Here is a 19,077-nt window from a genome sequence, read left to right on the forward strand (position 1 = left end):
GGGGCCTGGGGGTCGTCCCCCAGATGAACACACCCGTCCGGCGGGCCGCTCGGCGCGGCCCGCCGGGGCCCTCACCCCCCGGAGGAACTGCCCATGGCGGTCGCCGCCCCCGCACGGCCGGCGTCTCGCGGCCGGCGCGTGCTGTACCGGTCGCGCGTGCTCCTGCGTGACCCCACCGTGCTGCTCGGCCTCGCGCTGAGCGCCGTCCTGCTCTACCTCGTCATCGCCCCGCTCGTCTCCGTCATCTCGGACGCGGCCCGCGTCCAGTACGGCGACGAGGCCCGCTCCGGCCAGGAGTCCGGCTCGTGGACGGGCTACTACCTGTGGCGGGTGTTCCGCTCGCCCGTCAGTCGGCTGCTGTTCTGGGAGCCGCTCCTCCACACCGTGACGGTCGCGCTCGGCGTCATCGCGTTCGCCCTCGTCGTCGGCGGATCGATGGCGTGGCTGGTGACCCGCACCAACGTCCCGGGGCGCAAGTTCCTGGCCGGCGCGCTCGTCGTCCCGTACATGCTGCCGTCCTGGACGTTCGCGCTGGCCTGGCTGTCGCTGTTCAAGAACGAGCGGTCCGGCGGGCAGGTCGGCTACCTGCAGGGCGCCGGCATCAGCACCCCCGACTGGCTCGCCTACGGGCCGCTGCCGATCATCGTCACGCTCGGGCTGCACTACTACCCGTTCGTGCTGCTGCTGTTCGGCAACGCGCTGCGCCGCATCGACTCGCAGCTGGAGGACTCGGCCCGCATCCTCGGCGCCGGCGGCCGGACGGTCGTCCGCCGCATCACGCTGCCGCTGATGCTGCCCGCGCTGTCGTCGGCGGTGCTGCTCGTCCTCGGCCGCGTCCTCGGCACGTTCGGCACCCCCTACATCCTCGGGCTGCCGAGCGACTACAACGTGCTGTCCACCGGCCTCTACCACGCGATCCGCGACCGCAGCACCGGCGTCGCCTCGACGCTCGCCGGCGTCATCGTGCTGATCGGCGTGCTCGTCGTGGTCGTCGACACCCGGCTCGTGCGGGAGCAGCGCCGGTTCGTCACGGTCGGCGGCAAGGGCGCCATGGACCGCCGCAGCGACCTGCGCCGCTGGCGCTGGCCCGCGTTCGGGCTCGGCATGACGGTGTTCGCCGCGAGCGTCGTCGTCCCCGTGCTGACGCTGCTGCTGTCGACCGTCACCAAGACGCCGGGCGTGTTCAGCGCCGACAACTTCACGCTCAAGTACTGGTTCGGTTCGAAGATCGAGGGCGCCGTCGGGTTCCCGCACGGCGTGCTGCGCGGCTCCGAGCTGTGGGAGGCGGCCTGGAACAGCCTCCGCATCGTCGGGGTCGCCGCGCTGGTGTGCGGGTTCCTCGGGCTGCTGATCGGCTACGTGGTGGTGCGCGGCGCCGGGAGCCGGGTCTCCACGTTCCTGCGGCAGGTGTCGTTCCTGCCGTACCTGGTGCCGGGCATCGCGTTCGCCGCCGCGTGCCTGTCGCTGTTCGCCGTCCAGCGCGGCCCGGTCCCGGCTCTGTACGGGACGATCACGCTGCTCGTCCTGGTGATGGTGGTGACGCACCTGCCGTACTCGTCCCGGTCGGGGATCTCGGCGATGATGCAGCTCGGCCGGGAACCGGAGGAGGCCGCGCAGATCAGCGGGGCCCGCTGGGTCACCCGGATGACGCGGATCATCATGCCGATCCAGCGGGGCGCGCTCGTCACCGGCGTGGTGCTGCCGTTCATCTCGGGGCTGAAGGAGCTCAGCATCGTCATCATGCTGACCACCGCCGGCACCCAGCTGCTGACCACCCTGTCCATCGGGCTCGTCGAGTACGGCTACACCCAGCTCGCCAACGGCGTCGTGCTCATCATCGCCCTGCTCTCGTTCACCATGACCTACCTGGCCCAGCGGCTCACCAAGAGCAGCCTGGCCTCGGGCATCGGAGGTTGATCAATGCCGGCCATCACCCTCAGCGGAGTGGTCAAGACCTATCCCGGCGGCACCCGCCCGGCGGTGAAGGACCTGGACCTCACCATCCCGGACGGCTCGTTCACCTGCCTGCTCGGCCCGTCCGGCTGCGGCAAGACCACCACCCTGCGCATGATCGCCGGGCTGGAGCAGCCGACCCTGGGCGAGATCGCCGTGGGCGACCGCGTCCTGGACTCGGTGGAGCGCGGCGTGTACGTCCCGCCGGAGAAGCGCGACATGGGGCTCGTCTTCCAGAACTACGCGCTCTGGCCGCACCTCACCGTGCGCGGCAACACCGAGTTCGGGCTGCGGATGCGCAAGGTCCCGGCCGAGCAGCGCAAGGCCCGCGCCAAGGAGGCCCTGGAGAAGGTCCACGTCGCCGACTGCATGGACCGGTACCCGTCGCAGCTGTCCGGTGGCCAGCAGCAGCGCGTCGCGCTGGCCCGCATGCTCGCCGTCGACCCCGACGTCCTGCTGCTGGACGAGCCGCTGTCCAACCTGGACGCCCGGCTCCGCCTGGAGATGCGGACCGAGCTGAAGCGCATCCACGACGAGACCGGCGCGACCGTCGTCTTCGTCACGCATGATCAGATGGAGGCCATGACGATGGCCACGCACATCGCGGTCATGTCGGAGGGAGAGCTGCAGCAGGTGGCACCGCCGATGGAGATGTACGAGCGACCCGGCAACCGGTTCGTCGCAGAATTCGTAGGAAGTCCGCCCATGAACATCGTTCCGATCGGGGCCGAGCCGGAGGGGCTCGCCGGGTCGCTGCTCCGGTTCGCGGAGAAGCGCGGCATCGGGTCGCCGGGCTGCGTCGGCGTCCGGCCGGAGGCGCTCCGCCTCGTCCGGTCGAAGGACGGCGTCCCGGACACCGCCTGGTCGGACGAGGCCGTCGTCGAGGCCGTCCTGCCGACCGGCGCGAGCTGGACGGTGCAGCTCCGCGTCCTCGACACCGAGCTGTTCGCCGTCACCCACGAGGACCCGGAGGCCGGCCCCGGCGACCGGCTGACCTGCTGGACGCGGCCCGGCCGCCTGCACCTGTTCGCCGAGGACGGCGCCCGCATGGCCGCCTGGGACGACGCGACCGCCCCCGTCGAGAAGGCGGTGCCGTGAACGCGCCGATGCGCAGGCCCCGGGCCCTCCTGCTGGACTTCGGCGGGGTGCTGGTCGAGACGTCCCGCCGCGAGGGCTGGTCGGCGGCGCTGGCGAAGGAGGTGCACGCCGCCCTCGTACGCGCCGGCTGCGGCGACCTCGACGTCACCGCCGTCGAGACCGACATCAAGGCGGGCGTCGCGGCCGACAAGTGCTGGAAGGACGCGATGTCCCGGCTCTACGCGCCGGCCGAGATGACCCACGCCGGGTTCTGGGGCGACTACGTCGCCGCGGACTGGCCCGCGCCGGCCCGGCAGCTGGTCGTCACGCACGCGACGCCGCTGTGCCAGCGGATGGGGGAGCTGCGGCAGGAGCGGCGCATCAGGCCGGGCATCCCCGAACTGCTGGACGCCGCCGCGGACCACGGCATCCCGTGCGCCGTCGTCAGCAACTCGCTGTCGGCCGCCGTCCACCGGAACTTCACCGCCGCGACGGGCCTGGCGGAGAAGCTGGCGCTGGAGGTCTACAGCGACGAGGCCGGCGTGCGCAAACCCAACCCGGAGATGATCTGGATCGCGACCCGCGCGCTCGGCGTCGAGCCGGGCGACGCCTGGTACGCGGGCGACAACTTCGACCGCGACGTGCTCTGCGGGCATCGCGCCGGCGTCGGCGGGAACGTGCTGATGGTCGCCGGCGGGACCTACGACGTGCCGTACGAGGTCCGCTGCCGCCCCGACGCGGTCGTGGACGACGGGCACGGGCTGCTCGAACTGCTCACCAACGCAATGGAAGGAGACGCATGAGGGTCGATGTGCCCGCCTCGCGGGAACTGGCCGGGATCGCCGAGCTCGCCGCTCGGGCCACGGGGGACCGGCTGCGGGCGGCGTTCCGCTCGCGTCCCGAGGTCGACACCAAGCGCGACATGCACGACCCCGTCACCGAGCACGACCGCGCGGCGGAGGAGACCATCCGGGAGGTGCTCGCCAAGGAGACTCCCGGCAGCGTCGTCGTCGGCGAGGAGGGCGGTGCGCAGGGCGAGCAGGGGGTCCAGGGCGCGGACGGCGACATCCGCTGGTACGTCGACCCGATCGACGGCACCGCGAACTTCGCCGTCGGCCTGCCGTTCTTCTGCGTGTCCATCGGCGCGGTCGCGGGCGGCGAGGTCGTCGCGGGCGCGGTGTACGACCCGGTCCGCGACGAGATGTTCAGCGCCTCGCTCGGCGGCGCGACCTGCGACGGCGAGCGGATCCAGAGCCGCGGCGCGGGCCGCGACGCGACCGCCGTCGTCGCCACGTCCTACCCCAACGCGCGCGAGCTGGCGGCCGACCGGGCGGAGGCGCTGCGCCGCTTCGGCCTGATGGTCGACGCGTTCGCCACGCTGCGCCGCCCCGGCAGCGCCGCGCTCACCCTCGCGCACGTCGCCGCCGGCTGGACCGACGTCGCCTACGACCCGTCCATCAACGCCTGGGACGTCACCGCGGCGCTGCTGCTGGTCCGGCAGGCGGGCGGCACGTACCTGCCGCTCGGCGGCGAGCCGGGCGCCCCCGACCACGAGGCGCCCGGCTACCTGGCGCACGTCGGCGGGTTCGACCTCGCCGGGTCCGTCATGCGCGAGGTGGCGGGCCTGCCGGCGCAGGGGAGCGGGGCATGAGCACCACCGGCGTCCGCACGGTCGACTGGATCGTCACCGACCTCGACGGGACGCTCGTCGCCCGCGACAAGCAGATCGTCGCGTCGAGCCTGGCGGCGCTGCGCCGCTTCATGGACGCGGGCGGCACCGTCGTCATCGCCACCGGACGCAGCGAGGCGGCCGCCCTCCCGTACTACCGGGCACTCGGCCTCACCACCCCCGCGATCCTCTACAACGGGGCGCGCGTGGTCGACCTGAGTACCGGCACCGTCCTGTACCGGCGCTGCCTGGGCGTGGCCGCGTGGGCGAAGCTGACGATGCTGTTCGGCTCCCTCCCCGAGGGCGTGTGGCCGGTGGCGTTCAGCGGCGGCCGTGCCCACGTGGTGTCCGATTCACCGGCGCTGCGGGAGTACGCCCATCGGGACGGCATCACCCTTACCCGCATCGGCGCGTGGGGCGACCTGCCGTTCGACGACATCGTCAAGGTCATGATGATCTGCGACCGTCCCGAGCTGATGGACCCCGCCGAGGAAACGGTGTCGGTGAACGTCCCGGACGTCACCCTCGTCCGGTCGGAGAGCACCTACCTGGAGGCCCTCCCACCGGGCGCGACCAAGGGCGCGGCGCTGCGCGAGCTGGCCGCCGCGCGGGGCGTGGCCCTCGGCGACGTCGCCGCGATCGGCGACAACCCGAACGACCTGGACATGATCCAGGCCGCGGGGCTCGGCGCCGCCGTCGGGGACGGCGCCGAGCCCGTCCGCGCCGCCGCGGACATCGTGGTCGCCGCCTGCGCGGAGGGCGCGGTCGCCGACCTCGTCTCCCGCGTGCTGCCGTGATCCTGACCGTCGCCGGCTGCGCGGGGACCGTCCCGGGGCCGGACGCCGCGTGCTCCTGCTACCTGCTGGAGCACGCCGGCTTCCGGCTCCTGCTGGACGCCGGGACGGGCGCGCTCGGCCCGCTGCAGCGCTTCACCGACCCCTGCGCGATCGACGCGGTGGTGATCAGCCACCCGCACCGCGACCACTACGCGGACCTGGCGCCCCTCGCGTACGTGCGGGACCGGCGCGGGCAGCGGGCGCCGCTCCCGGTCCTGGCCCCGGCCGGAACCTCCGACCGCCTCGGCCTCTCGCCCTCCTACGCCGACGCCCTGCGCTGGTTGGAGCCCGTGTCGGGCCCGATGAGCCTCGGGCCGTTCACGGTGGAGACCGCCTCTGTGCGGCACTCGGTCCCGGCACTGGCCGTCCGCGTGACGGCCGGCTCGCGCGTTCTCACCTACTCCGGCGACTCGGGCGAATGCCCGGAACTACTGGAGCTGGCGCGCGGTAGCGACGTCCTGCTCTGCGAGGCGGCCGCGTCCGTGGAGACCCCCGGCGCCGCCGAGGCGCACCTGACCCCCGCCCAGGCGGGCGACTTGGCGAAACAGGCGGACGCGGGGCATCTCGTCCTCACCCATCTGCGCCCCTGGGCCGACCCGCACGCCGCGCTGGCCGAGGCGAGGCAGGTCTACGACGGCCCGCTCACGCTGGCGGCCACCGGGCTGCGCCTCATCGCCTGACCGGGGCGGTGGTGGCGCGCTCGTCCAGGCGAGGGGGGACGGTCACGCGTCGCGGCTCCGCCGATACGCCGTCGCGGATCCGGTCCAGCAGCGCCGCCATGGCGAGGCGGCCGAGTTCGGCGGCGGGGGCGGCGACCGTGGTGACCTGGGCGCTCAGCGCGCCGGGCGGGTCGCCGTGGACGACCAGCGACACGTCTTCGGGGACGCGCCTCCCCGCCCGCAGCAGGGCGGTCAGCGCCGCCGTGCCCGTCGTGTCGCTGAGCGCGAGCACGGCCGTGGCGGACGCCGGCAGTTCGTCCGCACCGGCCACGGTCGTCAGGCCGGCGGCCTCGCAGGCGCGGCGGAGCGAGGAGGGGCGCGGACCCGCGTCCAGGCAGGCGATTACGCGGTGCCCGAGGGCCTTCAGCTGCTCGACGGCGCGCGCCACCGCCGCCGCGTCGTCGCCCGTCACGCAATCGACGCGGCCCGAGCGGACGGACCGCCCGACCACCGCGACCGGGCAGCCCGCGGCGGCGCGGTCGATGCCGGCGGCGGGGACGCGCGGGCCCACCAGGACCACGCCGTCCGGGCGCAGGTCGAGCAGGTCGTCCAGGGCGGCCGACTCGCGGGCGGGACGGCCGCGCCCCGTGGACACCAGCAGCCGGACGTCGCCGCGCGGCGCCTCGTCGGCGAGCCCGTCGTGGACCGCCGCGCACCACGGGTCGTGCAGGTCGGCGAGGAGGACCCCGACGATGCCGGTCCGCCCCGCGGCGAGGCCGCGGGCCATCATGTTCGGCCGGTAGCCGAGCTCGCGGGCCGCTTCGAGGACCGCCTCCCGGCGCTCCCTGCCGACCTTGGGGGAGCCGCGCATCACCAGGGACACCAGCGCGCGGGACACCCCCGCGCGCGCGGCGACGTCCTCCAGGGTCGGATGGGCCATGTCGTGATCTCCGTAGATGGGGCGAGCCGCCGCCATGGGGGGCATGGCGGCGACTCGCGTCCGGTGCGGTCGTGTCGGGTCAGGTCAGGTCAGGTCAGGTCAGTCGCGGGGGTCCCAGTCGCCCGGGGTGATGTCCAGGTCGAGGGGCTCGGCGACATCCTTCCAGTCGACGAACTTGAAGTTGGTGTTCTCGCGGACCTCGCCGTTGCCGTCCACCGCGTCGGGGGTGTTGACGCCGTCGTGGACGACCAGGAGGCCGTTGCGGAAGCCGCCGATCGGGGCGCTGGTGACCATCGCGCCGTCGCAGACCTCGGAGCCGTCCACGGTGGTGCCGGGGGCGACGCGGAACCGGCCGATGTAGTCGTCCGGGTCCTCGCGGTCGTAGACGACGAAGGTGTTGTCGCCCTGGCTGGAGGCGATGAGGTAGCCCTCGCCGTCGTCCTGCCGGTAGATCGACAGGCCCTCGGCGTCGGCGGTGAGGTGGGTGCCGCCCACGCCCGGGTCGGGGCCGCTCGGGTCGCACTCCTCGGTCTCGGGGTTGTAGGTGGCGGGGACGCCGAACTCCTTGACCTTGTCGATGAGCTGCGGCCCGCCGCCGTCCATCGGGATGCGCCAGATTCCGACGTCCTCCTGCGCGGCGTACAGCGCGTCGTTCTCGGGGTCGGCGACCATGCCCTCGACCTGGGGGCCCTCGCCCGGGTCCTCGCAGGGCGTCCAGGTGCCGCCGGGCACCGGGAACGAGGTGGGCAGGTCCAGGTCGCGGACGTGCCGGTAGCTGATCTTGCCGGCGGCGGTGACCTGGAGGCGGACGAGGCCGAGCCGCGAGGTGTGCCGGCGGCTCAGCGCGACGTAGCCGCCGCCCCGGGAGTCGCTCCAGGACGCGAGCCCGTAGGCCGTCGCCTGGTCGTTGACCTCGTCGAGGGAGGTGGAGAAGACGAACGGCGCCGACGGGTCGGTGACGTCGGTCAGCGGCGCCTGGTGCCGGACGGCCGCCCGCGGGTCGATCGCGTAGGTGCGGACGGTGTCGCGGCCGCGGTCGGAGACGACCGCGAGGTCGACCTTCCGGCCGCCGAGCTGGAAGCCGTAGATCAGGTCGACGTTGTTGAACCGGCCCGGCTCGTCGCCGGGGCGCGGCGGGGTGGGGGCGGCGATCCGCTGCATCTCCCGGCCTGCGGCGTCGTAGACGACGAGGCCGCCCTCCTTGAGGGTCGCGACGACGAGGTCGCCGGCGCGGTCGCTCGGGTGGCTCCAGATCGCCGGGTCGTCGGCGTTGGCGTTGCCGCCCGCCTCGTCGTCGTAGTTCGGCGGGGTCTCCAGCGCCGCGCGGACCTGGGCGAGCTCGTCGCCGTCGGCGGCGGCCGGGGCGGCCGACAGCACGGCGGCGGCGAGCGCCGCGGTGGTGGCGGCGGCCGCGAGCCGGACGCCCTTGGGGGTGGGTCTCAGGTGCATCGGGTTCCTCCTGATGCGGGAAGGGGGGATGCCTGCACCGTAAGTGTTAGAGCGCTCTAATTCAATAGAGCGCTCTAATTGATCAAGAGGAGTTCGCCCGGCGTTCGGCGGGCCGCCGCCCGGCGGCTACCGCTCCACGAGGGTGAGCGCGAACGAGTAGCGGTCCGCGCGGTACACGTGGCAGCCGTACTCGACCGCGACGCCCTTGTCGTCGTAGGCGGTGCGGTTCATGGTCAGCAGCGGGACGCCGCGCCGCTCGTCCAGCAGCCGGGCCTCGGCCGCCGTCGCGCCGCGCGCGCCGATGGTCTGGTTCGCGATGCGCAGGTTGATGCCGGTCGCGCGGAGCAGCTCGTACAGGCCGTGCTCGGCGAGGTCGGCCTCGGTCACCTTCATCAGGTCGACGGGCAGGTAGTTGGTGAGCAGCGCGAGCGGCTCCTCGCCGGTGCAGCGGATGCGGCGCATCCGGACGACCTCCGCGCCGGGCGGGACGCCGAGCTCCTTGGCCACCTTGTCGTCGGCGGGGACGGGCCCGAGCTCCAGCACGCGGGTGCGCGGCTCCCGGCCGGCCGCCGCCAGGTCGTCGTGCAGGCTGGTCAGCTCGATCGGGCGGCGGATCTCCGACCGCACGACCTGCGTGCCGACGCCCCGCTTGCGCACGAGGAGCCCCCGGTCCACCAGGTGCTGGATGGCCTGCCGGACGGTCGGGCGGGACAGCCCGCAGCGGTCGGCCAGCTCGACCTCGTTCTCCAGCCGGGTGCCGGGGGCCAGCTCGCCGGCCCGGATCGCCGCCTCCAGCTGCTGGGCGAGCTGGTAGTACAGCGGCACGGGGCTGCTGCGGTCCACGGTCACGCGCGGTCGGTACACCCATCGTCTCCTCTCGTGCGGGACGATCGTACCTCGTTCCGTGTGTTTAACTTATTACCTCATAATGTCCTAACAAACTATTGACATCGCCTCCTGACCTTCAGCAGACTCGGCGGGGCCGGTGCCACGACCGGCCGGAGCACGTTCCCGGAGAGATGGTGAGCTGATGATCAAGGATCGTGTCGCGGGAGCCCCGATCTCGTGGGGGGTGTGCGAGGTGCCCGGCTGGGGCCACCAGCTGGCGCCCGCGCGGGTGCTGGCGGAGATGCGCGACCTCGGGCTGGCCGCCGCCGAGTTCGGTCCGGACGGCTTCCTGCCGGCCGGGGCCGCCGAGCGCGCGGCGCTGCTCGCCGGGTACGGGCTGCGCCCGGTGGGCGGGTTCGCGCCGGTCGTGCTGCACGACCCGGACCGCGACCCGCTGCCGGAGGTGCGGAGGGTCCTGTCCGGATTTGGGATGGAACGCTCCAATGAGCGGCTCACGCTGGTGCTGGCGGCCGTGACCGGCCTGGACGGCTACGACGAGCGCCCCGCGCTCGACGCCGCCGGCTGGGCGGCGCTGCTCGGCAACCTCGACCGGATCGACGCGGTCGCCGCCGACGCCGGCGTCCGCGCGGTGCTGCACCCGCACGTCGGGACGATGGTGGAGCGGTCCGACGAGGTCGACCGCGTCCTCGCCGGCTCGGCGATCCCGCTCTGCCTCGACACCGGCCACCTGCTCATCGGCGGCACCGACCCCGGCGAGCTCGCCGCGCGCGCCCCCCGCCGGATCGCGCACGTCCACCTCAAGGACGTCGACGCCGCGCTCGCCGCCGCCGTCCGGACCGGCGCGACCTCCTACACCGACGCCGTCCGCGCCGGCGTCTACCGCCAGCTCGGCGCGGGCGACATCGACATCGCCGGCATCGTCCTCTCCCTCGAAGGCGCCGGGTACGACGGCTGGTACGTCCTCGAACAGGACATGATCATCGACGCGGAGCCCGCGCCCGGCGCCGGCCCCGCCGAAGACGTCCGCGCCTGCGTCGACTTCCTCGCCGGGATCCCCGCATGACCGGATTCGACGTCATCACCATGGGCCGCGTCGGCGTCGACCTCTACCCGCTCCAGACCGGCGCCCGGCTGGACGAGGTCGAGACGTTCGCCCGCTTCCTCGGCGGCAGCGCCACCAACGTCGCGGTCGCCGCCGCCCGGCACGGCCGCCGCGCCGCCGTGATCACCCGCACCGGCGCCGACCCGTTCGGCCGGTTCGTCCGCCGCGCCCTCGCCGAGTACGGGGTGGACGCCCGGTACGTCGCCGACGTCCCCGGCCTGCCGACGCCCGTCACCTTCTGCGAGCTGTTCCCGCCCGACGACTTCCCGCTGTACTTCTACCGCGTCCCGAAAGCCCCCGACCTGGAGATCCGCGCGGACGAGCTGGACCGTCCCGCGATCGAGGCCGCCGGAGTGCTGTGGACGACGGTGACCGGGCTGTGCGCCGAACCGTCCCGCACGGCGACGCTCGCCGCGCTGGGCCTGCGCCGCCGCGCCGACCTCACCGTCCTCGACCTCGACTACCGCCCCGTGTTCTGGGAGTCGCCGGCGGAGGCGCGGCGTTGGGCGGGGGAGGCCCTCGAACACGCCACGGTCGCGGTCGGCAACCTCGCCGAGTGCGAGATGGCCGTGGGGGAGGGCGACCCGGAGCGGGCCGCCCGCGCGCTGCTCGACCGGGGCGTGCGCCTCGCGGTCGTCAAGCGCGGCCCCGACGGCGTCCTCGCCGTCGCGGCCGGCGGCGAGACCGCCGCGGCGCCCGCGCTGCCGGTCGAGGTCGTCAACGGCCTCGGCGCCGGGGACGCGTTCGGCGGCGCCCTCTGCCACGGGCTGCTCGCCGGCTGGGACCTCGCGCGCGTGCTCGCGTTCGCCAACCGGGCCGGCGCGATCGTCGCGTCCCGGCTCGCCTGCTCGGCCGCCATGCCGACGACCGCCGAGGTCGCCGGGTCCGCGGAGCCGGCGGTGGCCCCGTGACCCTCGACACCGAGTCCCCGGCCGGAGCGCGGGCCGGGCGGATCGCGGCGCTCGCCGAGACCCGCGCCGTCCGCCCCGAGGCCGTCGCCGAGGCCGCCGCCCGCCGCACCCGGCGCCCCGCGCTGCTCGGCGCCACCGGGCGGCTGATGCTGATCGCCGCCGACCACCCGGCGCGCGGCGCGCTCGCCGCCGGCGGCGACCCGCTCGCCATGGCCGACCGCGGCGAGCTGCTCGACCGGCTGTGCACGGCGCTGGAGCGCCCCGGCGTGGACGGCGTGCTCGCCACCCCCGACGTCGCCGAGGACCTGCTGCTCCTCGGCGCCCTGGACGGCAAGGTCGTGATCGGCTCGATGAACCGGGGCGGGCTCGCCGGCTCCGCGTTCGAGATCGACGACCGGTTCACCGCCTACAGCGCCGACGGGATCGCCGCGTCCCGGTTCGACGGCGGCAAGGTGCTGCTGCGGGTGGACGACGACGACCCGGCGACCCCGCGCACCCTGGAGAGCTGCGCCCGCGCGGTGTCGGCGCTCGCCGGGCACGGGCTGATGGCGATGGTGGAGCCGTTCATCGCCCGCCGGGTGGACGGCCGCGTCCGCAACGACCTCAGCCCCGAGGCGATGATCCGGGCGATCGCGATCGGGTCCGGGCTCGGCACGACCTCCGCGCGCACCTGGCTGAAGGTCCCGGTCGTCCCGGACATGGAGCGCGTCATGGCCGCCTCCACGCTGCCCGCGCTGCTGCTGGGCGGCGAGGTGTCCGCCGACCCGCGCGCCGCCCGCGACGGCTGGCGCCGCGCGATGCGGCTGCCGACCGTGCGGGGCCTGGTCGTCGGCCGCTCCCTTCTTTACCCTGCCGACGGCGATGTGGCCGGAGCCGTGGACGCAGCAGTGGAGGTCATATGAGCACGAGACTCACCGTGGGCCAGGCGGTCATCCGCTTCCTGGCGGCGCAGTACAGCGAGCGGGACGGCGAAGAGCGGCGCTTCTTCGCCGGATGCTTCGGGATCTTCGGGCACGGCAACGTCGCCGGGCTCGGCCAGGCGCTGCTGGAGCACGCCGACGACTTCCCGTACTACATGGCCCGCAACGAGCAGGCGATGGTGCACACGGCGTCCGGCTACGCCCGGATGAACGACCGGCTGTCCACGTTCGCCTGCACGACGTCCATCGGGCCCGGCGCGACCAACATGGTCACCGGTGCCGCGCTGGCGACCATCAACCGGCTGCCGGTGCTGCTTCTGCCCGGCGACATCTTCGCGACCCGTGCCGCCAACCCCGTCCTACAGGAGTTGGAGGACGCGCGGTCCTACGACGTGTCGGTCAACGACTGCTTCAAGCCGGTGTCGAAGTACTGGGACCGCGTCAACCGTCCCGAGCAGCTCCCCAGCGCGCTGCTGGCGGCGATGCGCGTCCTCACCGACCCGGCCGAGACCGGCGCCGTCACGCTCGCGCTGCCGCAGGACGTCCAGGCGGAGGCGTACGACTGGCCGGACGAGCTGTTCGACCGCCGAGTGTGGCGCATCCCGCGCCCCGTCCCCGAACCGGCCGCGATCGAGGAGGCGGCGGCCGTCCTCCGGTCGGCGGAGCGTCCGCTCATCGTCGCGGGCGGCGGCGTGATCTACTCGCGGGCCACCGACGAACTGCGCGCCTTCGCCGAGCGCACCGGCATTCCGGTAGCGGAGACGCAGGCGGGCAAGGGCGCCCTGCCGTGGGACCACGAGTGCTCGGTCGGTGCGATCGGCGCGACCGGCACCACGGCCGCGAACGCCCTCGCCCGCGAAGCCGATGTCGTCGTCGGCATCGGCACCCGCTACAGCGACTTCACCACCGCCTCGCACAGCCTGTTCGCCGACCCGGGCGTCCGGTTCGTCAACATCAACGTCGCCCGACCCGACGCCCTCAAGCTCGCCGGGACGGCGGTCGCCGCCGACGCCGGGGAGGCGCTCCGGGCCCTCGGCGCCGCGCTCGGCGGCCACTCCGTCCCGGACGCGTACCGCGCGAAGACCCGGGAGCTCGCCGGGCGGTGGAACGCCGTCGTCGACGGGGCGTACGGCGCGCGCGGCGACGGGCTCCCCGCGCAGGCCGCGGTCATCGGGGTCGTCAACGAGCTGTCCGGCCCCCGCGACGTCGTCGTCTGCGCGGCCGGGTCCATGCCCGGCGACCTGCACAAACTGTGGCGGACGCGGGACCCCAAGGGCTACCACGTCGAGTACGGCTACTCCTGCATGGGCTACGAGATCGCCGGCGGCCTCGGGGTGAAGATCGCCGCTCCCGACCGCGAGGTGTTCGTCCTCGTCGGCGACGGCTCGTACCTGATGATGGCGCAGGAGCTGGCCACGGCCGTCGCCGAGGGCGTCAAGCTCGTCGTCGTCCTCATCGAGAACCGCGGCTACGCCTCCATCGGGAACCTGTCCGAGAGCGTCGGCGCCGAGCGGTTCGGCACCCGCTACCGGGCCCGCACCGGCACCGGGCTGGACGGAGACGTCCTGCCCGTCGACCTCGCCGCGAACGCCGCCAGCCTCGGCGCGGACGTGCTCCGCGCCGAGGGCCTCGACGGGTTCCGGGACGCGCTCCGCGCGGCGGTCGCCTCGCCGCGCACCACCGTCGTCCACGTCGAGACCGACCCGCTCGCCCCCGCCCCCGACAGCGAGGCGTGGTGGGACGTCCCCGTCGCCGAGGTCTCCGCGCTGGAGTCCACCGCGCGGGCCCGCGCCCGCTACGACGACGACAAGAAGACCCAGCGCCACCACCTCTGAAACCCCTGAAAGGAACCCCCATGCGCTCGATTCAGCACCGGATCGGCGGTGTCCCGGTCGGCGGGAGCACCGCGGCGCCCGTGCACGACCCCGCGACCGGGCAGCAGACCGGAGAGGTCGTGCTGGGCCGCCGGGCCGAGGTGGACGCCGCCGTCGGCGCCGCCGCCCGCGCCTTCGCGACGTGGCGGGAGGTGTCCCTCACCCGGCGGGCGCGGATCATGTTCGCGCTGCGCGACCTGCTGGAGCGGCACGAGGACGAGCTGGCCCGGCTGATCACGGCCGAGCACGGCAAGGTGCTGGACGACGCCCGCGGCGAGGTCGTGCGGGGCCGCGAGGTCGTCGAGTTCGCGTGCGGGATCCCGCAGCTGCTCAAGGGCGAGTACTCCGACCAGGTGTCGACCGGCGTGGACGCGTTCTCGTTCCGGGAGCCGCTCGGCGTGTGCGCGGGCATCGTCCCGTTCAACTTCCCGGTCATGGTGCCGCTGTGGATGCACCCGATCGCGATCGCCTGCGGGAACGCGTTCGTGCTGAAGCCGAGCGAGCGCGTCCCGTCCGCGTCGAACCTGGTCGCCGAGCTGTACGCCGAGGCGGGCCTGCCGGACGGGGTGTTCAACGTGCTGCACGGCGACGCCGAGACCGCCGACGCGCTCCTCGCGCACCCGGGCGTCGCGGCGGTGTCGTTCGTCGGTTCCACGCCCGTCGCCCGGCACGTGCACGAGGCGGCGAGCGCCGCCGGCAAGCGCGTGCAGGCCCTCGGCGGCGCCAAGAACCACGCGGTCGTCCTGCCCGACGCCGACCTCGACCTCGCCGCCGACCAGATCACCGCGGCGGCCTACGGATCCGCCGGGCAGCGCTGCATGGCGATCTCGGTCGCGGTCGCCGTCGGGGACGCCGCCGACCCGCTGATCGAGCGGCTCGCCGACCGGGCCCGCGCGATCACGGTCGGGCCGGGCGCCGACCCGGCCAGCGAGATGGGCCCGCTGATCAGCGCGGCGGCGCGGGAGCGGGTCGGCGGGCGCGTCGCGGACGCCGAGCGCGCCGGCGCCAAGCTCGTCGTCGACGGCCGCGACCTGCCCGGCCCCGGCTTCTTCGTCGGCCCCTGCCTGCTGGACGGCGTCACCACCGACATGCCCGCCTACACCGAGGAGATCTTCGGGCCGGTGCTGGCCGTGCTGCGCGCCGAGACTCTGGACGAGGCGGTCGCCCTGGTCAACGCCAACCCCTACGGCAACGGCACGGCCGTGTTCACCTCGTCCGGCGCGGCGGCGCGGCGGTTCCAGCGGTCGGTGCACGTCGGGATGATCGGGATCAACGTCCCCGTCCCGGTGCCGATGGCGTTCTACTCCTTCGGCGGCTGGAAGGCGTCGCTGTTCGGCGACACCCACGTCCACGGGCCCGAGGGCGTCCGGTTCTACACCCGGGCGAAGGCCGTCACGTCGCGCTGGCCGGAGCCGTCCGCGCCCTCCGGGCCGTCCGAAACCGCCTCCATGGCCTTTCCCACGGCACGCTGACCCAGAGATTGTCCTGGGGTTTTGCCAGGCGGCCGGTGCTCGTTCACCGGCGGTTCAGGGGCGGCGACCAGGCTCCCGCGTGATCCCCTTACGTGAAGGAGTCCCCCATGTCCGTGACCCGTCGCGGAGTCGTCAAGGGCGGCGCGGCCGGCGCGCTGTCCATCGCCCTCGCCGGAAGCCTGGAGGGAATCTTCCAGACCTCCGCGGGCGCCGACACCGGTGAGGCGTTCGGCTACGGCCCGCTCATCCCCGACCCCAAGGGCGTCCTGGACCTGCCCAGGGGCTTCCACTACAAGGAGCTGTCGGTGGAAGGCGACCCCATCTCCGAGGGCGTCGTCGTTCCCGGCCACCACGACGGGATGGCCACCTTCCCCGGCAGCCGGCACGGCCGCACCCGGCTGGTGCGCAACCACGAGCAGGGCACCAACGGCACCCGCGCGGTCGGCCGCCCCGAGCTGACCTACGACCCGGCCGTCAACGGCGGCACCACCACCCTGGAGGTCGACAGCCGCGGCAACCTGCTGTCGCAGTACGTCAGCCTCGCCGGGACGGCGGTCAACTGCGCCGGCGGCCGCACCCCGTGGGGCACCTGGCTGACCTGCGAGGAGACCGAGGGCGTCAAGGGCGAGACCAAGAGCCACGGCTGGGTGTTCGAGGTCGACCCGGACGGCCGCCGCACCGAGCCCGTCCCGCTGACCGGCCTCGGCCGGTTCGCGCACGAGGCCGTCGCCGTCGACCCGCACACCCTCACCGCCTACCTCACCGAGGACGCGTCCGGGCCGTTCGGGCTGTTCTACCGGTTCCGGCCCCGCGCCCACCACGGCGGCTACCACGCCTACATGCGGGGCGGGAAGCTGGAGGCGATGAACGTCCGCGGCGTCGAGGACCTGTCCCTCGTCACCGAGCCCGGCACCCGGCTGCGCGTCGAGTGGCTGGACGTCCCGGACCCGTCGGCGAAGCAGACCTCCGTCCGCAAGCAGTTCGACACGGTCACCCGGAGCCAGAAGCTCGAAGGCTGCTGGTGGGGGCACGGCAAGGCGTACTTCGTCGCCAGCTTCTCCAACACCGAGGACGGCGCCGCCGGCGACCACGCCGGGCAGGTCTGGACCTACGACCCGCGCCACAACACGATCGAGCTCCAGCTGATCTTCAAGCCGGGCGGCCGGTTCGACGGGCCCGACAACATCACCGTCTCCCCGTACGGCGGCGGCGTGATCCTGGCCGAGGACGGCGACGGCGAGCAGTACCTCGTCGGCACCACCCGCAAGAACAAGCCGTTCGCGATGGCGCGCAACGCCCTCAACGGCAGCGAGTTCACCGGCGTCACGTTCTCCCCGGACGGCCGCACCCTGTTCGCCAACCGCCAGTCGGACCCGGGCGCGACCTACGCCATCACCGGCCCCTGGCACCGCCTCCGCGGCTAGCCCGCCCGGGCCGGGGCCGCCGGGGCCGGACGGCCGAAGTCAGGCGAGGCCCCGGCGGGCCACCGCCGGAGGCCGGGTGCCCTCGATGGACGCCACCATGTCCAGCACCTGGCGCATCCCGTCCGCCTGGGACTCCGGCACCCGGAACCACACCGCACCCAGCCACGCGTAGACGGACGCCGCGGCGAGCAGCCCGGGATCGGGCTCCCGCGCGTCCGTCTCCAGCGTGACGAGCACGGCGCCCCCGGAGGCGGCGAGCCGCTCCACCCGGCTCGCGGGGGGCGCCGTACCCGCGTCCACGGCACCGTCCGGAACCGGTGCGTCCGGTGGAAGGACCATCCGCCGTTGCATGCTCATGCCGCCAAGCGTGGCACGATCGGAGTCCGGGGATCGTCCTTCACAGGGACGCAGGCAGATCGGAGCGTGATGGTCACCGTGGTGCTCGTCCTGGCCGGCCTGGCCGTGCTGGGCGCCGTCGTCGTGCTCGCCATGGGGCGGGGCGGCGAGCTAGCCGAGACCCATCCGGACTACGCGCCGCTCAGGCTGGACGTCGAGGGGCGCCCGATCCTCCCGGCCGGCGCCCGGATCAGGTTTCCCGCGACGATCTGGGGCTACCAGATGCAGGTGACGGACGAGGCCGTCCACCGCCTCACCGAGGCCCTGCGCGAGCGCGACGCGCGCGTGGCCGACCTCGAACGCCAGCTCCACGACATGCGCAGGCGCGCCGGCGACGACACACCGCCGATCGGCGCCCTGCACGGCTTGGAGGAGCCCGCCGAGCAGGTCGTGCTCCGCAAGGAGACCGCGCCCGCCGAGAAGCAGACCGCGCCGGTCGAGAAGCAGACCGTGCCCGCGGACAAGGAGACCGTGCCCGCCGAGGACGAACCGGGGGAGGAGCACCGATGAGCGAAGTCGCCGTCATTGCCGAGGCCGTGTCCGCCGCCCCGCCCGAGCGGGTCTTCGAGATCCTCACCGACTGGCCGCGGCACGCCGAGTGGATGCCGTTCACCAGCGCCGAGGGCGGCACCAAGGCCGGCGACGAGATCAGCGCGCGGACGGGCGTCGGCCCGGTCGGGTTCGTCGACACCATGGTCATCACCGACTGGCAGGACGGGCGGCGCGTCGCCGTCCGGCACACCGGCCGCGTCGTGCGCGGCGAGGCGTGGTTCAAGGTCGTCCCGGAGGGGACGGGCAGCCGCGTCGTCTGGGCGGAGCGCATCGACCTCCCGTTCGGCCCGCTGGGCCGCGCGGGCTGGCTCGTCGCCGGCCCGGTCGTGAAGGCGTTCCTGCGGCTCGGGCTCCGCCGCCTGGCCGTTCTGTCGGAGGCGTGAGGTAGAACGGGGCGCGTGAGCACCGCGATCATCGGCGAGGACGGGCGGGGACGCTGCCCGTGGGGTCTGTCGACGCCCGACTACATCGCCTACCACGACGACGAATGGGGCCGTCCCGTCCGCGACGACCAGGGTCTTTACGAGCGGCTCTGCCTGGAGGCGTTCCAGTCGGGCCTGTCGTGGCTGACGATCCTGCGCAAGCGCGAGAACTTCCGCGCCGCCTTCTGCGGCTTCGATCCGGAGAAGGTCTCCGGGTTCGGCCCGGACGACGTCGAGCGCCTGATGGGCGACGCCTCCATCGTCCGGAACCGGGCGAAGATCGAGGCGGCGGTCGGCAACGCCCGCGCCGCCCTCGACCTGCCCGGCGGCCTCGCCGCGACCGCCTGGCGGCACGCCGACCCCGCCTCCCCGGCCTACACCGACACCGCCGAGGTCCCCGCCTTCACCGACGCCTCGAAGGCCCTCTCCAAGGAGCTGAAGAAGCACGGCTTCCGCTTCGTCGGCCCCACCACCGCCTACGCCCTGATGCAGGCGTGCGGCCTGGTCGACGACCACCTCACCGGCTGCCACCGGCACGGCGCCTACCGGTAAGCCGCCGCCTACCGGTAGAC

At 74.1% G+C, this 19,077-nt stretch carries 19 protein-coding genes; 15 read left to right on the top strand and 4 right to left on the bottom strand.

Annotated elements, in window-relative coordinates; genetic code table 11:
- The first annotated feature begins 156 nt into the window (after positions 1-156).
- The 6 genes from ACGFI1_RS08685 to ACGFI1_RS08710 are packed head-to-tail and all read left to right on the top strand — an operon-like array spanning position 157 to position 6,215.
- Entirely contained in the window at positions 157-1,917 is a 1,761-nt protein-coding gene (locus tag ACGFI1_RS08685; RefSeq protein WP_240808341.1) for an ABC transporter permease, read from the top strand.
- A gap of 3 nt (positions 1,918-1,920) precedes the next feature.
- On the top strand, positions 1,921-3,051 hold the full coding sequence (locus ACGFI1_RS08690; RefSeq protein WP_387072399.1) for an ABC transporter ATP-binding protein: 1,131 nt from the start codon (positions 1,921-1,923) through the stop codon (positions 3,049-3,051).
- A complete protein-coding gene (locus tag ACGFI1_RS08695; RefSeq protein WP_240808342.1) occupies positions 3,048-3,833 on the top strand; it encodes an HAD family hydrolase in 786 nt (261 codons plus the stop codon). The genes ACGFI1_RS08690 and ACGFI1_RS08695 overlap by 4 nt, the downstream gene beginning before the upstream one ends.
- A complete protein-coding gene (locus tag ACGFI1_RS08700; protein ID WP_138639983.1) occupies positions 3,830-4,681 on the top strand; it encodes an inositol monophosphatase family protein in 852 nt (283 codons plus the stop codon). Before ACGFI1_RS08695 ends, ACGFI1_RS08700 begins: the two co-directional genes overlap by 4 nt.
- Entirely contained in the window at positions 4,678-5,496 is an 819-nt protein-coding gene (locus ACGFI1_RS08705; RefSeq protein WP_301175001.1) for a Cof-type HAD-IIB family hydrolase, read from the top strand. The genes ACGFI1_RS08700 and ACGFI1_RS08705 overlap by 4 nt, the downstream gene beginning before the upstream one ends.
- Positions 5,493-6,215: an MBL fold metallo-hydrolase gene (locus ACGFI1_RS08710; protein ID WP_392784189.1), complete on the top strand. Its 723-nt coding sequence runs from the start codon at positions 5,493-5,495 to the stop codon at positions 6,213-6,215. The genes ACGFI1_RS08705 and ACGFI1_RS08710 overlap by 4 nt, the downstream gene beginning before the upstream one ends.
- Here ACGFI1_RS08710 and ACGFI1_RS08715 read toward each other — a convergent pair.
- From ACGFI1_RS08715 to ACGFI1_RS08725, 3 genes are all read right to left on the bottom strand, one after another.
- Positions 6,205-7,134, bottom strand: a complete 930-nt coding sequence (locus tag ACGFI1_RS08715; protein WP_392784191.1) for a LacI family DNA-binding transcriptional regulator — start codon at positions 7,132-7,134, stop codon at positions 6,205-6,207. The two genes, ACGFI1_RS08710 and ACGFI1_RS08715, sit on opposite strands and share 11 nt — an antisense overlap.
- 99 nt (positions 7,135-7,233) lie before the next feature.
- Positions 7,234-8,583: a phytase gene (locus ACGFI1_RS08720; protein ID WP_387072410.1), complete on the bottom strand. Its 1,350-nt coding sequence runs from the start codon at positions 8,581-8,583 to the stop codon at positions 7,234-7,236.
- 126 nt (positions 8,584-8,709) lie between these two features.
- Positions 8,710-9,447, bottom strand: coding sequence for a GntR family transcriptional regulator (locus tag ACGFI1_RS08725; protein WP_138641638.1), 738 nt, complete (start codon positions 9,445-9,447; stop codon positions 8,710-8,712).
- A gap of 166 nt (positions 9,448-9,613) precedes the next feature.
- On the opposite strand from ACGFI1_RS08725, the gene ACGFI1_RS08730 reads away from it, so the two are divergent.
- The 6 genes from ACGFI1_RS08730 to ACGFI1_RS08755 all read left to right on the top strand — a co-directional run bounded on the left by ACGFI1_RS08730 (position 9,614) and on the right by ACGFI1_RS08755 (position 17,135).
- A complete protein-coding gene (locus ACGFI1_RS08730; RefSeq protein ID WP_392784193.1) occupies positions 9,614-10,495 on the top strand; it encodes a TIM barrel protein in 882 nt (293 codons plus the stop codon).
- Positions 10,492-11,445 carry a 5-dehydro-2-deoxygluconokinase gene (gene iolC, locus ACGFI1_RS08735; RefSeq protein WP_138641640.1) on the top strand — a complete coding sequence of 318 codons (954 nt, stop codon included), beginning with the start codon at positions 10,492-10,494 and terminating at the stop codon, positions 11,443-11,445. Before ACGFI1_RS08730 ends, iolC begins: the two co-directional genes overlap by 4 nt.
- The gene (locus ACGFI1_RS08740) at positions 11,442-12,347 is read left to right on the top strand and encodes a Cgl0159 family (beta/alpha)8-fold protein (protein WP_240808558.1); all 906 of its coding nucleotides are present in this window, start codon (positions 11,442-11,444) and stop codon (positions 12,345-12,347) included. The genes iolC and ACGFI1_RS08740 overlap by 4 nt, the downstream gene beginning before the upstream one ends.
- Complete coding sequence (gene iolD / locus ACGFI1_RS08745) at positions 12,344-14,200, top strand: 3D-(3,5/4)-trihydroxycyclohexane-1,2-dione acylhydrolase (decyclizing) (RefSeq protein WP_392784196.1); 1,857 nt, start codon at positions 12,344-12,346, stop codon at positions 14,198-14,200. Before ACGFI1_RS08740 ends, iolD begins: the two co-directional genes overlap by 4 nt.
- 20 nt (positions 14,201-14,220) lie before the next feature.
- The gene (locus ACGFI1_RS08750) at positions 14,221-15,711 is read left to right on the top strand and encodes a CoA-acylating methylmalonate-semialdehyde dehydrogenase (protein WP_392784198.1); all 1,491 of its coding nucleotides are present in this window, start codon (positions 14,221-14,223) and stop codon (positions 15,709-15,711) included.
- 107 nt (positions 15,712-15,818) lie between these two features.
- Positions 15,819-17,135 carry an alkaline phosphatase PhoX gene (locus ACGFI1_RS08755; RefSeq protein ID WP_387072423.1) on the top strand — a complete coding sequence of 439 codons (1,317 nt, stop codon included), beginning with the start codon at positions 15,819-15,821 and terminating at the stop codon, positions 17,133-17,135.
- Between the two features lie 39 nt (positions 17,136-17,174).
- Here ACGFI1_RS08755 and ACGFI1_RS08760 read toward each other — a convergent pair whose 3' ends face one another.
- Positions 17,175-17,492 (bottom strand): hypothetical protein, encoded by a 318-nt coding sequence (locus ACGFI1_RS08760; protein WP_301174992.1) that lies wholly within the window; start codon positions 17,490-17,492, stop codon positions 17,175-17,177.
- Between the two features lie 66 nt (positions 17,493-17,558).
- Here ACGFI1_RS08760 and ACGFI1_RS08765 point away from each other — a divergent pair, with 66 nt between their 5' ends.
- From ACGFI1_RS08765 to ACGFI1_RS08775, 3 genes are read left to right on the top strand one after another with little or no spacing between them, the layout of a single operon-like run.
- Complete coding sequence (locus tag ACGFI1_RS08765) at positions 17,559-18,041, top strand: hypothetical protein (RefSeq protein ID WP_392784200.1); 483 nt, start codon at positions 17,559-17,561, stop codon at positions 18,039-18,041.
- Entirely contained in the window at positions 18,038-18,466 is a 429-nt protein-coding gene (locus ACGFI1_RS08770) for an SRPBCC family protein (protein ID WP_138639691.1), read from the top strand. Before ACGFI1_RS08765 ends, ACGFI1_RS08770 begins: the two co-directional genes overlap by 4 nt.
- A 15-nt stretch (positions 18,467-18,481) precedes the next feature.
- The gene (locus ACGFI1_RS08775) at positions 18,482-19,057 is read left to right on the top strand and encodes a DNA-3-methyladenine glycosylase I (RefSeq protein ID WP_392784202.1); all 576 of its coding nucleotides are present in this window, start codon (positions 18,482-18,484) and stop codon (positions 19,055-19,057) included.
- Positions 19,058-19,077: the final 20 nt, after the last annotated feature.

This window comes from Actinomadura geliboluensis, assembly GCF_043197915.1.
GTDB lineage: Bacteria > Actinomycetota > Actinomycetes > Streptosporangiales > Streptosporangiaceae > Spirillospora > Spirillospora geliboluensis.

What these genes read in the sequence shown, in the direction of transcription:
- ACGFI1_RS08690 (WP_387072399.1), top strand. Translation starts at nt 1,921, where the DNA reads ATGCCGGCCATCACCCTCAGCGGAGTGGTCAAGACCTATCCCGGCGGC.
- ACGFI1_RS08700 (WP_138639983.1), top strand. Translation starts at nt 3,830, where the DNA reads ATGAGGGTCGATGTGCCCGCCTCGCGGGAACTGGCCGGGATCGCCGAG.
- ACGFI1_RS08705 (WP_301175001.1), top strand. Translation starts at nt 4,678, where the DNA reads ATGAGCACCACCGGCGTCCGCACGGTCGACTGGATCGTCACCGACCTC.
- ACGFI1_RS08715 (WP_392784191.1), bottom strand. Translation starts at nt 7,134, where the DNA reads ATGGCCCATCCGACCCTGGAGGACGTCGCCGCGCGCGCGGGGGTGTCC.
- ACGFI1_RS08720 (WP_387072410.1), bottom strand. Translation starts at nt 8,583, where the DNA reads ATGCACCTGAGACCCACCCCCAAGGGCGTCCGGCTCGCGGCCGCCGCC.
- ACGFI1_RS08730 (WP_392784193.1), top strand. Translation starts at nt 9,614, where the DNA reads ATGATCAAGGATCGTGTCGCGGGAGCCCCGATCTCGTGGGGGGTGTGC.
- iolC (WP_138641640.1), top strand. Translation starts at nt 10,492, where the DNA reads ATGACCGGATTCGACGTCATCACCATGGGCCGCGTCGGCGTCGACCTC.
- iolD (WP_392784196.1), top strand. Translation starts at nt 12,344, where the DNA reads ATGAGCACGAGACTCACCGTGGGCCAGGCGGTCATCCGCTTCCTGGCG.
- ACGFI1_RS08750 (WP_392784198.1), top strand. Translation starts at nt 14,221, where the DNA reads ATGCGCTCGATTCAGCACCGGATCGGCGGTGTCCCGGTCGGCGGGAGC.
- ACGFI1_RS08755 (WP_387072423.1), top strand. Translation starts at nt 15,819, where the DNA reads ATGTCCGTGACCCGTCGCGGAGTCGTCAAGGGCGGCGCGGCCGGCGCG.
- ACGFI1_RS08760 (WP_301174992.1), bottom strand. Translation starts at nt 17,492, where the DNA reads ATGAGCATGCAACGGCGGATGGTCCTTCCACCGGACGCACCGGTTCCG.
- ACGFI1_RS08770 (WP_138639691.1), top strand. Translation starts at nt 18,038, where the DNA reads ATGAGCGAAGTCGCCGTCATTGCCGAGGCCGTGTCCGCCGCCCCGCCC.